At 55.1% G+C, this 12,589-nt stretch carries 13 protein-coding genes; all 13 read left to right on the top strand.

Going from position 1 to position 12,589, the window contains the following annotated elements; genetic code table 11:
- The first annotated feature begins 198 nt into the window (after positions 1-198).
- Genes wbpA through pseH form a run of 13 tightly spaced genes read left to right on the top strand, consistent with a single transcriptional unit; the run spans position 199 to position 12,583 of the window.
- Positions 199-1,512: a UDP-N-acetyl-D-glucosamine 6-dehydrogenase gene (wbpA, locus tag F6S12_RS01945; RefSeq protein ID WP_125062943.1), complete on the top strand. Its 1,314-nt coding sequence runs from the start codon at positions 199-201 to the stop codon at positions 1,510-1,512.
- A 48-nt stretch (positions 1,513-1,560) separates the two neighbouring features.
- On the top strand, positions 1,561-2,511 hold the full coding sequence (locus F6S12_RS01940) for a Gfo/Idh/MocA family protein (RefSeq protein WP_125062944.1): 951 nt from the start codon (positions 1,561-1,563) through the stop codon (positions 2,509-2,511).
- Positions 2,512-2,518: 7 nt separating this feature from the next.
- A complete protein-coding gene (gene wbpD / locus F6S12_RS01935) occupies positions 2,519-3,106 on the top strand; it encodes a UDP-2-acetamido-3-amino-2,3-dideoxy-D-glucuronate N-acetyltransferase (RefSeq protein ID WP_125062945.1) in 588 nt (195 codons plus the stop codon).
- A complete protein-coding gene (locus F6S12_RS01930; RefSeq protein ID WP_078471694.1) occupies positions 3,103-4,203 on the top strand; it encodes a DegT/DnrJ/EryC1/StrS family aminotransferase in 1,101 nt (366 codons plus the stop codon). The genes wbpD and F6S12_RS01930 overlap by 4 nt, the downstream gene beginning before the upstream one ends.
- On the top strand, positions 4,170-5,462 hold the full coding sequence (locus tag F6S12_RS01925; protein ID WP_194237529.1) for a lipopolysaccharide biosynthesis protein: 1,293 nt from the start codon (positions 4,170-4,172) through the stop codon (positions 5,460-5,462). The genes F6S12_RS01930 and F6S12_RS01925 overlap by 34 nt, the downstream gene beginning before the upstream one ends.
- 16 nt (positions 5,463-5,478) lie before the next feature.
- Complete coding sequence (gene pseB / locus F6S12_RS01920) at positions 5,479-6,477, top strand: UDP-N-acetylglucosamine 4,6-dehydratase (inverting) (RefSeq protein ID WP_078471692.1); 999 nt, start codon at positions 5,479-5,481, stop codon at positions 6,475-6,477.
- A 3-nt stretch (positions 6,478-6,480) separates the two neighbouring features.
- Entirely contained in the window at positions 6,481-7,641 is a 1,161-nt protein-coding gene (pseC, locus tag F6S12_RS01915) for a UDP-4-amino-4,6-dideoxy-N-acetyl-beta-L-altrosamine transaminase (protein ID WP_078471691.1), read from the top strand.
- Positions 7,638-8,339 carry a pseudaminic acid cytidylyltransferase gene (gene pseF / locus F6S12_RS01910; protein ID WP_125062946.1) on the top strand — a complete coding sequence of 234 codons (702 nt, stop codon included), beginning with the start codon at positions 7,638-7,640 and terminating at the stop codon, positions 8,337-8,339. The genes pseC and pseF overlap by 4 nt, the downstream gene beginning before the upstream one ends.
- Positions 8,340-8,366: 27 nt before the next feature.
- Positions 8,367-9,518, top strand: coding sequence for an N-acetyl sugar amidotransferase (locus tag F6S12_RS01905; protein ID WP_125062947.1), 1,152 nt, complete (start codon positions 8,367-8,369; stop codon positions 9,516-9,518).
- The gene (gene hisH / locus F6S12_RS01900) at positions 9,515-10,159 is read left to right on the top strand and encodes an imidazole glycerol phosphate synthase subunit HisH (RefSeq protein ID WP_125062948.1); all 645 of its coding nucleotides are present in this window, start codon (positions 9,515-9,517) and stop codon (positions 10,157-10,159) included. Before F6S12_RS01905 ends, hisH begins: the two co-directional genes overlap by 4 nt.
- The gene (hisF, locus tag F6S12_RS01895; protein WP_125062949.1) at positions 10,153-10,941 is read left to right on the top strand and encodes an imidazole glycerol phosphate synthase subunit HisF; all 789 of its coding nucleotides are present in this window, start codon (positions 10,153-10,155) and stop codon (positions 10,939-10,941) included. Before hisH ends, hisF begins: the two co-directional genes overlap by 7 nt.
- Positions 10,938-12,065 (top strand): UDP-2,4-diacetamido-2,4,6-trideoxy-beta-L-altropyranose hydrolase, encoded by a 1,128-nt coding sequence (gene pseG / locus F6S12_RS01890; protein ID WP_125062950.1) that lies wholly within the window; start codon positions 10,938-10,940, stop codon positions 12,063-12,065. The genes hisF and pseG overlap by 4 nt, the downstream gene beginning before the upstream one ends.
- Entirely contained in the window at positions 12,062-12,583 is a 522-nt protein-coding gene (pseH, locus tag F6S12_RS01885; RefSeq protein ID WP_228102299.1) for a UDP-4-amino-4,6-dideoxy-N-acetyl-beta-L-altrosamine N-acetyltransferase, read from the top strand. Before pseG ends, pseH begins: the two co-directional genes overlap by 4 nt.
- Positions 12,584-12,589 lie beyond the last annotated feature (6 nt).

Genomic DNA, 12,589 nt, shown 5'->3' with positions numbered 1-12,589 from the left:
TCACCAACGGAGCTCACGCGAGGAGCCTTGCGAAAGACATGCTGGAGGCCGAGACCGCCTTATGCATCTAGTTCGAGGCAGACTTGGGTTTTAATAATTGTTTTTTACTTAATAAAATTAAAACTTCCAGCCCCACGACAACTTAAAGTTAAACACTTATTCAATATTAAGACGAAAGTCCAGTCGGAGTTTTAATTGATGTCAGACATCAAACAGGCAAGCATTGAAAAATTCAAGAGCAGAGAAGCTCTGATCGGTATTATCGGGCTTGGCTATGTCGGCTTGCCGTTGATGTTGCGCTACAACGCAATTGGTTTTCGCGTGCTGGGCATTGATGTCGACCAGAACAAGGTCAATCAGTTGAATGCCGGCCAAAGCTATATCGAGCACATTCCTGCCAGCAAGATTGCTGCAGCCCACGCCAGTGGCTTTGAAGCGACCGTGGACTTCAGCCGCGTCAGTGAGTGCGATGCGCTGATCCTGTGTGTCCCAACTCCGCTGAACAAGTATCGCGAGCCGGATATGAGCTTCGTGATCAACACTACTGACTCGCTGAAGCCCTATTTGCGCGCCGGTCAGGTGGTCTCACTGGAAAGCACTACCTATCCCGGGACCACCGAGGAAGAACTGCTGCCTCGCGTTGAAGAAAGCGGGCTCAAGGTCGGTGAAAATATCTTCCTGGTCTACTCCCCAGAACGCGAAGACCCGGGCAACCCCGACTTTGAAACACGCACCATCCCGAAAGTGGTTGGCGGCCATACCGCAAGCTGCCTGGAGGTAGGTGTTGCGCTGTACGAACAGGCCATCGACCGCGTAGTGCTGGTGAGTTCGACCAAGGCTGCGGAAATGACCAAGCTACTGGAAAACATTCACCGCGCGGTCAACATTGGCCTGGTCAATGAAATGAAAGTCGTCGCCGACCGCATGGGCATCGACATCTTCGAAGTTGTGGACGCTGCGGCCACCAAGCCCTTCGGTTTCACCGCCTATTACCCAGGCCCCGGCCTGGGCGGCCACTGCATCCCAATCGACCCCTTCTATCTGACCTGGAAGGCGCGGGAATATGGCCTGCATACCCGCTTCATCGAACTCTCCGGCGAAGTCAATCAGGCCATGCCCGAGTATGTTGTCAGCAAGCTCGTGGATGCTCTGAATGATGACTGCCGCGCTCTGAAGGGCAGCCGTATCCTTGTACTGGGCATCGCTTACAAGAAGAATGTCGATGACATGCGTGAGTCACCTTCCGTCGAGATCATGGAACTGATTGAAGCCAAGGGCGCCATCGTCGCCTACAGCGACCCTCACGTGCCTGTCTTCCCGAAGATGCGCGAACACCATTTCAACCTCTCCAGCGTGCCTTTGACTGCCGATACCCTGGCCGGCTTCGATGCTGTTGTTCTAGCCACTGACCACGACAAGTTTGACTATGAGTTGATCAAGTCCAGCGCCAAACTGATCATTGATAGCCGTGGTAAATACCGCCAGCCTGAAGCCCACATCATCAAGGCTTAATTTTTTCAGTCCTGGTCTATCCGAGACAATGTTATTTGGAGCGTTCTAGTGAAACGTTTTGCCCTGATTGGTGCAGCCGGCTACATAGCCCCACGCCATATGCGAGCTATCAAGGACACCGGTAATGAGCTGGTTTGTGCCTATGACATCAACGATTCGGTCGGCATCATCGACAGTCTCTCCCCGCAAAGCGAGTTCTTTACCGAGTTCGAACGTTTCTACGATTACGCCTGGCGCCTGAAGCGTGATCCAGCCAAGGCACTGGATATCGTGTCCGTCTGCTCTCCCAACTACTTGCACCATCCGCATATCACTTCGGCCCTGCGCATGGGCTGCGATGTCATCTGCGAGAAACCACTGGTTCCAACCATCGCCCTACTGGACGACCTGGCCCTGACCGAACGCGAGACCGGCAAGCGCCTCTGGAACATTCTCCAACTGCGCCATCACCAGGCGATCATTGACCTCAAAGAGAAAGTCCAGAACGAGAAGCGTACCCACAAGCATGAAGTCGAACTGACCTACATCACTTCCCGTGGTAACTGGTACATGGAGAGCTGGAAAGGCGACCAGCGCAAGTCATTCGGTGTAGCCACCAATATTGGTGTGCATTTCTACGACATGCTGCATTTCATTTTTGGCAAATTGCAGCGCAATGTCGTGCACCACAGCAGTGCTTACAAGGCTGCAGGGTATCTGGAATATGAGAACGCCCGAGTACGCTGGTTCTTGTCCATTGACCAGAATGATCTGCCTGATGCCGTCAAGGGAAAGAAGCCAACCTACCGTTCGATCACCGTTGATGGTCAGGAAATAGAGTTCTCCGAAGGTTTTACCGATCTGCACACCGTCAGCTACCAGGCAATCCTGGATGGCAAGGGTTACGGCATCGAGGACGCGCGGCACTGCGTCGAAACCGTAGAGGTTATCCGTTGTGCTACGCCAGTCACGTCGCAGGACGGCGAAGGGCATCCATTCCTCGCCAACCTGGCTCGCTGAGGTTCCCATGCCCTATCAAGCTCATCCCAGCGCCATTGTCGATGACGGCGCACAGATCGGCGAAGGCTCTCGCATCTGGCATTTCGTCCATGTCTGCGGCGGCGCGCGCATAGGCAAAGGGGTGTCGCTTGGGCAAAACGTCTTTGTCGGCAACAAGGTAGTGATTGGCGACCAGTGCAAGATCCAGAACAACGTGTCGGTGTACGACAACGTCACCTTGGAAGACGGCGTGTTCTGCGGGCCGAGCATGGTCTTCACCAATGTCTACAACCCCCGCTCCCTGATTGAACGCAAAAACCAGTACCGGGACACCCTGGTGAAAAAAGGCGCGACGCTGGGTGCCAACTGCACCGTCGTCTGTGGCGTGACCATTGGCGAGTTCGCCTTTATCGGCGCTGGCGCGGTGGTCAACAAAGATGTACCTGCGTACGCCCTGATGGTTGGGGTTCCGGCTCGGCAAATTGGCTGGATGAGCGAGTTCGGCGAGCAACTGGACTTGCCCGTGGAAGGCCAGGCCAGGGCTATCTGTGAACATACCGGGGCTCATTACAGCCTGCACGGGAAACTATTGAGCAAGGAGGAGAGCTGCGCATGATCGAATTTATCGACCTGAAAAGCCAACAGGCACTGATCAAAGAACAGATCGACGCAGGCATCCAGCGAGTCCTCTCTCACGGCCAATACATCCTCGGGCCTGAAGTTGCCGAGCTCGAGGAAAAGCTCGCCATATCAGTAGGGGCCAAGCACTGCATTACGTGCGCCAATGGTACCGATGCCCTGCAGATCGCCCTGATGGCGCTGGGCATTGCCCCCGGCGATGAAGTCATCACACCTGGTTTTACCTACATCGCCACCGCAGAAACGGTGGCCCTGCTAGGTGCCAAGCCGGTGTACGTGGATATCGACCCTCGCACCTACAATCTCGACCCAAAGCACCTGGAAGCGGCAATAACTCCACGAACCAAAGCCATTATCCCAGTCTCCCTGTATGGTCAGTGTGCGGACTTCGACACGATCAACAGTATCGCCGCCAAATACCATGTACCGGTGATTGAAGATGCCGCACAAAGCTTCGGTGCAAGCTATAAAGGCAAGCGCTCCTGCAATCTGACGAGCATCGCCTGCACAAGCTTTTTCCCAAGCAAACCCTTGGGCTGCTATGGCGATGGCGGCGCAATGTTCACCAATGACGATGACCTGGCGGTGATCCTCCGGCAAATCTCTCGTCATGGACAGGATCGTCGCTACCACCATGTCCGGGTTGGCGTAAACAGCCGCCTGGATACCCTGCAGGCAGCAATTCTGTTGGCCAAGCTGGAGCTTTTTGAAAAGGAAATCCTGCTGCGTCAACAAGTCGCCAACACTTACGAACAGTTGTTGACTGAGGCCGGTATCAAAACGATTCCCTACGTCGAGCCCCACAACACCAGTGTCTACGCGCAATACACCATCAGGGTAAAAGAGCGAGACACCGTACAGGCGAAGTTGAAGCAACAGGGCATTCCAACCGCCGTGCATTACCCGATTCCCCTGAACAAGCAACCGGCTGTCGCGGACAGTAGCGCCCGTTTGCCTCTGGGTGATGAAGTTGCAGAACAGGTAATGAGCCTGCCCATGCACCCCTACCTGACGATCGAAGATCAGGTAAGGATCGTTGAGTGCCTGGTAGCGGCTGGCGTTGCGAATCAATGAGCGACAGTAGAAAACTGGTGAGTAACACGGCCATTTACTTCGGGGCGAATATCCTGAATGCGGCCATACCATTTTTTCTCCTGCCCATTCTGACCCGGGTATTGAGCCCGGCGGACTACGGCACCATCGCCATGTTTGGCATTTGCTTGAGCATTATCAGTGCATTCACGGGCCTGAGCGTCCATGGAGCCATTGGGGTTCGTTACTTTCAGCTCAACAAGGAAGAGTTGGCCGAGTACGTAGTGACATGCATGGGGATCCTGGTCGTCAGTACAACGACCATCTTCCTTATAACCCTCGCCCTTCGGCCCTGGCTCGCACCGATCACTGGCCTGCCCATGGACTGGCTGTTGGTCGCCGTAGTGGTTTCAGGCTTTCAATTCCTCGGTAACATTCGCCTGTCTCTCTGGCAAGTTGCCGGTGAGGCGAAAAAATATGGTGCGTTTCAAGTCACGCAAAGCCTTCTGAACGCGGGCGGTTCACTCGTGCTCATACTTTTGGTCGGCATGGCGTGGGAAGGCCGGGTACTGGCACAAAGCATTGCCATAGCCCTGTTTGGCGTAATCGGATTGTTCTGGCTGTGGAAAGACGGCCTGCTGAGAAAACCCGTGGTGTGGCGAGCCCACTGCAGGGACGCGCTGAAGTTCGGTATTCCACTGATTCCGCATGTCATTGGCGGGCTGCTCATTGTCGCCACCGACCGGCTCATCATCGTCAAGTTGCTTGACGTGGGACAGGCAGGTCTTTACATGGTTGCCCTGCAGTTTGGACAAGTGATAGGCCTGGTTACCGAGTCCTTCAATAAGGTCTATGCACCCTGGCTGATGAAAAACCTGGCAAGCAAGGAAGAGATACCGCGCTCGCGCATTGTGGGCTTTTCTTATTTATACATGGTGTTCCTGCTCGTCATGGCCACCACCTTTGGCTTGCTCGCCCCATGGGTCATGAGCTTCGTGGTGGGCCACGAGTTCAAGGCCTCAAGCGAACTGGTGATCTACATTGCGATTGGCTTCGCCTTTGGTGGCTGCTACTACATGGTCACCAACTATGTCTTTTTCGAAAATAAAAATTCGATTCTGGCACTGATCACCCTGATCACTGGATTGATAAACATTCCACTGATGTACTTCCTGGTAGAACGTAACGGATTGGTAGGTGCAGCCCAAGCATTCATGCTGACTCAATGTTTCTCTTTCGTTGGCACATGGTGGCTTTCAAACAAAGTGCATCCAATGCCTTGGTTCAACTTCAAAGCTTAAAATAGGATTACAGTTCATGCTCACCGACCAGACCATTCTTATCACTGGTGGCACAGGCTCCTTCGGGAACACCTTCGTGCCGATGACCCTCGCCAAATACAATCCGAAGAAAGTCATCATTTTCTCTCGTGACGAAATGAAGCAGTGGGACATGGCGAAGAAGTTCGAAGGCGACCCTCGCGTGCGCTTCTTCATTGGCGACGTTCGCGACAAAGACCGTCTGTATCGCGCCCTTGATGGTGTGGACTATGTCGTTCACGCGGCTGCCACCAAGATTGTCCCGACGGCCGAGTACAACCCTTTCGAATGCGTGAAGACCAATATTAACGGCGCCATGAACCTGATCGATGCCTGCATTGATAAAGGCATCAAGCGCGTTGTCGCCCTGTCCACGGACAAAGCCAGCAGCCCGATCAATCTATACGGTGCCACCAAACTGGCTTCCGACAAGCTGTTCATCGCTGGGAACTCCTATTCCGGTGGGCACGAAACCCGCTTCTCCGTCGTTCGTTATGGCAATGTCATGGGTTCTCGCGGCTCGGTGATCCCGTTCTTCATGTCGATCAAGGATAAAGGCGTACTGCCAATCACCGATGAGCGCATGACTCGCTTCATGATCTCTCTTGAAGAAGGTGTGGAGTTGGTATGGCATGCCTTTGAGGATATGGAAGGCGGTGAAATCTACGTTAAGAAGATTCCATCCATGAAGGTCACCGACCTGGCTCGTGTCATTGCCCCAGATGCACAGCAGGAAGTAGTGGGTATCCGTCCTGGCGAGAAACTGCACGAGCAGATGATCAGCGTCGAGGATGCTTACTACACCTACGAGTACCCGGAGCACTTCAAGATTCTGCCAACAATCAACAACTGGTCGACCTGTGAAGAGCGCATCAAGGACGGTCATAAAGTCCCCGAAGGCTTTGTCTATGCCAGTGACAGCAACAGCCAGTGGATGACCGGTGAAGCGCTGCAGGCATGGATAGATCTCAATCGCGAAAAAATCGGGAGTATCTGATCCATGATCCCCTACGGCCGCCAAGACATTACCCAAGCAGACATTGATTCGGTAGTGGAGGTATTGCAGTCCGACTTTCTCACTCAAGGCCCTATGGTGCCGCGTTTTGAGCAAGCGGTAGCAGCACATGTTGGTGCTGAGCATGCTCTGGCGCTGAACAGCGCGACATCTGCGCTGCACATCGCCTGCTTGGCGCTGGGAGTAGGCCCTGGAGATTGGCTCTGGACCACTCCAATCACCTTTGTCGCCTCGGCAAACTGCGCGCTGTACTGCGGCGCCCAGGTGGACTTCGTAGACATCGACCCCGTCACCTACAACCTCTGTCCACGGGCATTGGAGCTCAAGTTGGAGCAGGCGGAGCGCGCAGGAAAACTGCCTAAAGTGGTGGTTCCCGTCCACCTTTGTGGCCAGCCCTGCGATATGCAGGCCATCCATGCGCTAGCCAAGCGTTATGGATTCAAGGTCATCGAAGATGCATCGCATGCCATCGGCGGAAAGTATCAGAACGAGTTCATCGGTAACTGCCGATTTAGCGACATCACGATATTCAGCTTTCACCCGGTCAAGATCATCACCACTGCTGAAGGCGGTATGGCCCTGACCAATAACGGGGAGTTGGCCGAAAAGATGGCGCTGTTGCGCAGCCATGGTATTACCCGTGATCCGGCCCAGATGACTCATGAATCTGATGGCCCTTGGTACTACCAGCAGATCGCTCTTGGCTACAACTACCGTATGACCGAGTTGCAAGCGGCTCTGGGCGTTAGCCAGGTTCAGCGCCTCGACCAATACGTGGCCCGACGTCACGCATTGGCCCGACGCTATGATCAATTGCTGACTGAACTGCCGGTGACTACGCCTTGGCAGCATCCAGACAGTTATTCCGGCCTGCACCTGTATGTAATTCGCCTGCAGCTCGAGAAGATCGACAAGACACATGCCCAGGTATTTGAATCCCTGCGCGAGCAAGGCATTGGCGTGAATGTGCACTACATCCCGGTGTCCACCCAGCCTTACTATCGGCAGATGGGTATCAAGCCTGAAGATTACCCGGAAGCACAGGGCTATTACCGCGAAGCCATCAGCCTGCCGATGTTTCAGACGATGACTGAGCAGCAGCAGGATCAGGTTGTGCTCGCACTGCGCAAGGCTCTCTCGGCATGAACGTCGCAATCATCCCTGCTCGCGGTGGCAGCAAGCGTATTTCACGCAAGAACATCAAAGAGTTCTGCGGCAAGCCGATGATTGCCTGGAGCATCGAGGCAGCGTTAAAAAGTGGCTGCTTTGAACAGGTCATCGTCTCTACGGACGACGCCGAAATAGCTGAAGTTGCTGTTCAGCATGGGGCTAGCGTACCGTTCATGCGGCCAGCGGAGCTATCCGATGATCATACGGGCACTACCCCCGTAGTGCGTCACGCCATTGAATGGTTAAACCTTCAAGGTTCTAACCCTCAATATGTTTGCTGCCTTTATGCCACCGCCCCTCTTATCGACAGCCAGGACATCCTCAAGGGGTTGAATGCGCTGGATAAAGAAGGAGGGGATTACGCTTTTTCGGTCACCAGCTACGCATTTCCAATCCAGCGCGCCATCCGCATAAATGAGGATGGTCGCGTTGATATGTTTAACCCCGAGTACTTCGCTGTCCGCTCTCAAGACCTTGAACATGCCTACCATGATGCCGGCCAATTTTATTGGGGAACATCCGCCGCATGGCTGGAGAATCGGGTCATCTTTGGCAAAAGATCGCTACCGATCATACTGCCGCGGCATCGCGTTCAAGATATCGACACGCTAGAAGACTGGGAAATGGCTGAATATCTTTTCAAGGCCGTGCGGCTTCGGGATAGCAGCCTGTAAATTTGTTTTTCGAGAGGACGTTAAAAGATGCTGACTTATTGCAAGCGCTGCGTAATGCCAGACACCAAACCTGATCTCTATATCGATGATGAGGGTATCTGCAGTGCCTGCCGCAGCTATGAACAACGAAACGAAGTCGACTGGGACCAGCGCAAGAAAGAACTGGCGGTCATTCTCGACAAGTACAAGAACAAGACCGGTGACAACTGGGATTGCATTGTTCCTGTCAGTGGTGGGAAAGACAGCACCTACCAGGTAATACGCATGCTGCAGCTGGGTTTGAACCCCCTGTGCGTAACCTCGACGACTTGCGACCTTTCTGACATTGGCCGCAAGAACATCGAAAACCTGAAACACCTCGGTGTTGACTACGTAGAGATGTCCCCCAACCCACGGATCCGCGCAAAGCTGAACCGAATCGGCCTGACCCAGGTGGGCGACATTGCCTGGCCCGAGCACGTAGGGATCTTTACCATCCCGGTCCGAGCCGCCGTTCAGTTCAACATCCCGCTGATCGTATGGGGAGAGAACTCGCAAAACGAATATGGCGGCCCCGCAGCTGCGGCCAGCAATAACGTCCTCAACCGTCGCTGGCTGGAAGAGTTCGGTGGCCTGCTGGGCATGCGTGTTTCCGATCTCATCGGCACCGATGGCATCGAAGCCAAGCACTTGATCTCGTACACCTACCCCAGTGACGAAGATCTGACCCGTGTGGGCGTTACCGGCCTGTTCCTTGGCCACTACATTCCGTGGGATGGCCTGTCCAACTCGCTGATCGCCCAGGCACATGGTTTTCATACCTATGAAAAAGTGGCCGAAGGATCCATGGTCAACTATGAAAACCTGGACAACCACCAACACGGCATTCACGACTACTTCAAGTTCCTCAAGTTTGGTTTCAGTCGCGCTACCGACCACGCCTGCCTGCACATTCGCCGCGACCGCCTGACCCGCCAGGATGGCATGGACATCGTCAAGAACCTCGACGGCAAGTTCCCATGGGAGTACCTGGGGAAAAGCCTCGAAGATATCTTGCGTCCACTGGACATGACCGTGGACGAGTTCATCAGCCTGTGCGACAAGTTCACCAACAAAAAAATCTTTAAACGCGACGCAAAAGGTGCGCTGATTAAAGATAAAGATGGCAACCTCACCAAGGTCAACTACGACAACATATGAAGATCGGTATTATTGATTATGGGGTCGGCAACCTCGGATCGGTGATGCGCGCCATTGAAGCTCTGCGCGTTACACCGGTTCTGGTGGATCGCGCCACTGACATGCACACGGTCGATCGGCTCCTTCTGCCAGGCGTCGGCAATTTTGCCGATTGCGCACAGCTCCTGCACCAAGGGGGTTGGGTCGACGCTTTGCATGAGGAAGTTCAACACCGCGGCAAACACCTGCTAGGAGTTTGCGTCGGCATGCAACTTCTTGCCACCACCAGCATGGAAGGCGCGCAAAGTGATGGCCAGGGGACAACTCCCGGGTTGAACCTGATACCCGGCAAGGTCGAACATCTTAGTTCACTGGGCTGTACCCTGCGCGTGCCTCATAGTGGCTGGAACAATGTTTCGGCCTGCGCTGCAGAACGTGAACTGTTCGATGGCATACCTGATGGCACGGACTTTTACTTCGTGCATAGCTATGCATTCACGCCAGAAGACAGCGCCGATATTCTGGCTGTTACCGATTATGGTGTTCCGGTTGTCGCCGCCGTCAGACGTGGACGCGTCTGGGGTACACAATTCCACCCAGAAAAAAGCTCCAGGGCCGGGTTTCGGTTGCTGCGAAACTTTGTAGAGGCACCAGAATGCTGAAGGTTCGCGTAATTCCAACCCTGCTGTGGAAACAACTTGGCTTGGTAAAAGGCATCGGTTTTGACAGCTGGCGAAGGGTGGGATCCGTCATGCCCGCCATCAAAGTCTATAACCAGCGCGAAGTTGATGAACTCATCCTGGTGGACATCGTGGCGCACAAGTCAGATGAAGATCTGGATTTCGAGTCTGTCGATGATTTTGGCCAAGAGTGTTTCGTTCCATTGACCGTGGGTGGCGGTATTACCCATATCAACCAGGTCCAGCGACTGCTCCGTGCCGGTGCGGACAAGGTCAGCATCAACACAGCGGCCTATACCAACCCGGAGCTGCTGACTGAGATTGCCAAGCGCCATGGTGCACAGTCCGTCGTGGCAAGCATCGACGTGCGCAATGAGCCGGACGGTAGTGGCTGGCAATGCTTCAGCCATGCGGGAAAACAGGCTACTGGCCGTAAAGTGGCTGACTGGGCGCGCGAGGTGGAAGCCAGAGGCGCCGGTGAAATCCTGATTACATCGATCGATCGGGACGGTACTCAATTGGGGTATGACCTGGCGTTGATCGAGGCCGTGGTCAGGGCGGTCAACATTCCGGTCATCGCTTCGGGTGGCGCGGGCAACTACCAGCACATGGTAGAGGCTGTAACTCAGGCCGGCGCTTCGGCAGTGGCCGCAGCCAGCATGTTCCATTTCACCGAACAGACACCTGCTGGTGCGAAAAACGCCCTGGCCGCGGCGGGTGTGCCCATTCGCAAGCCGTACCTTGATTCGGCTGGGTCTCGATGATCGAGCGCGTTGCGTTTCGTGTCGATGCCTCGGTGAACATCGGCATTGGCCATGTGATGCGCTGTCTCACATTGGCCGATGCCCTGTCCATGGGCATGGTTGAGTGTCACTTCATCTGTCGTGGCACGCCCGAGAGCGTGTCGGCACTGATTGCGGACAAGGGACACCATGTTCATGCGCTCCCCGCCCTCACCAAGGGTTCGGTGCAGGCGCCTGCTTCGAGCGTATTCAAGGAACATGGACCGCAGCTTGCCCATTGCCAATGGCTGGAAGTTTCCCAGCAACAAGATGCCGATGAGTCGGTAGTTATTCTGCGAGAGTTGCAGCCTGACTGGTTGATCGTCGACCACTACGCTCTAGATGCTCGCTGGGAACAGGCCGTCAGACCACTGTGCGGCAAACTGATGGTCATTGATGACCTCGCCGACCGCGCGCATTGCTGTGACCTGCTACTGGATCAGAACCTGGGACGCCAGGCCGCAGACTACCGTGCTTGGGTGCTACCTCACTGTGAAGTGCTCGCGGGTTCGAAATATGCGTTGCTGCGACCAGATTTCGCACAACTACGCGACTACAGCATCGAGCGTCGGGCCACCCCACGGCTTGGACAATTGCTGATCAGCATGGGCGGAGTCGACAAGGACAATGTCACCGGTCGGGTACTGGATGCCCTGAAAAACTGCGCCCTCCCAGACGACTGCCGCATCTGGACAGTGATGGGCGCTGCGGCCCCATGGCTAGATAGCGTAAGGGAGCAATGTGCGAGGATGCCGGTGCCGACCGAAGTGTTGGTCAATATCAGCGACATGGCACAACGAATGGCGGACAGCGATCTGGCGATAGGTGCCGCAGGTGGCACGTCCTGGGAGCGTTGCTGCATGGGACTCCCCACCTTGACGGTGGTTATTGCCGAGAATCAATGGCCTGGGGCCCGCGCCCTGGCCAATGCCGGTGCCGGGGAGCTGCTGGGAACCGTGGAGCAGATCGCCGACCGCCTGCCTGTTGCCCTGGCCAACCTGCAGCAGGACTCCAGACTGGTGCAGATGATCGGAGCAGCCATTGGCGTTACCGACGGTTGCGGTGCACGTTATGTCGTAGGAAGACTGGAGCAGCTCGCTAAATGACCAGAGAACGCAACAGCCAATGCCTGGTACGCAGGATGACGGGCGACGACATCGATCAAGTGCTCGCCTGGCGCAACCACGAAGAGGTGCGCAGCTACATGCACACCCAGCATGAGATCACCCGTGCCGAACACGCTCGCTGGTTCGAGCAGGCATCAGCGGACCCCCGCCGCGCGCTGCTGATATTCGAAAGCCAAGGCGCCGCACTTGGCTATGTGAACTTCCACCAGACGACACAAGGCCGTACCGCTGACTGGGGGTTCTATGCCGCACCGCAAGCTCCGAAAGGCACAGGCCGCACGATGGGCCAGGCGGCTTTGCGCTATGGGTTTACAGAGTTGAACCTGCACAAGGTCTGTGGACAGGTGCTGGCTTACAATGAGCGCTCATTACGGATGCATCGCAGCCTTGGTTTTCAACAGGAAGGTGTCCTGCGCGAGCAACATTTCGATGGCCAGAGCTATCACGACACTGTGTGTTTTGGCCTCCTCGCCGCTGAATGGCAACCAAATACTTGAGAGACA

It is taken from the genome of Pseudomonas sp. JV245A (assembly GCF_032424515.1).
GTDB lineage: Bacteria > Pseudomonadota > Gammaproteobacteria > Pseudomonadales > Pseudomonadaceae > Aquipseudomonas > Aquipseudomonas protegens.
This window is presented reverse-complemented; position numbering and strand designations above follow the sequence as displayed.

Excerpts from the sequence above, each read along its gene's own strand:
- wbpA (WP_125062943.1), top strand. The coding sequence starts at position 199 with ATGTCAGACATCAAACAGGCAAGCATTGAAAAATTCAAGAGCAGAGAA.
- wbpD (WP_125062945.1), top strand. The coding sequence starts at position 2,519 with ATGCCCTATCAAGCTCATCCCAGCGCCATTGTCGATGACGGCGCACAG.
- F6S12_RS01930 (WP_078471694.1), top strand. The coding sequence starts at position 3,103 with ATGATCGAATTTATCGACCTGAAAAGCCAACAGGCACTGATCAAAGAA.
- pseB (WP_078471692.1), top strand. The coding sequence starts at position 5,479 with ATGCTCACCGACCAGACCATTCTTATCACTGGTGGCACAGGCTCCTTC.
- pseC (WP_078471691.1), top strand. The coding sequence starts at position 6,481 with ATGATCCCCTACGGCCGCCAAGACATTACCCAAGCAGACATTGATTCG.
- pseF (WP_125062946.1), top strand. The coding sequence starts at position 7,638 with ATGAACGTCGCAATCATCCCTGCTCGCGGTGGCAGCAAGCGTATTTCA.
- F6S12_RS01905 (WP_125062947.1), top strand. The coding sequence starts at position 8,367 with ATGCTGACTTATTGCAAGCGCTGCGTAATGCCAGACACCAAACCTGAT.
- hisH (WP_125062948.1), top strand. The coding sequence starts at position 9,515 with ATGAAGATCGGTATTATTGATTATGGGGTCGGCAACCTCGGATCGGTG.
- hisF (WP_125062949.1), top strand. The coding sequence starts at position 10,153 with ATGCTGAAGGTTCGCGTAATTCCAACCCTGCTGTGGAAACAACTTGGC.
- pseG (WP_125062950.1), top strand. The coding sequence starts at position 10,938 with ATGATCGAGCGCGTTGCGTTTCGTGTCGATGCCTCGGTGAACATCGGC.
- pseH (WP_228102299.1), top strand. The coding sequence starts at position 12,062 with ATGACCAGAGAACGCAACAGCCAATGCCTGGTACGCAGGATGACGGGC.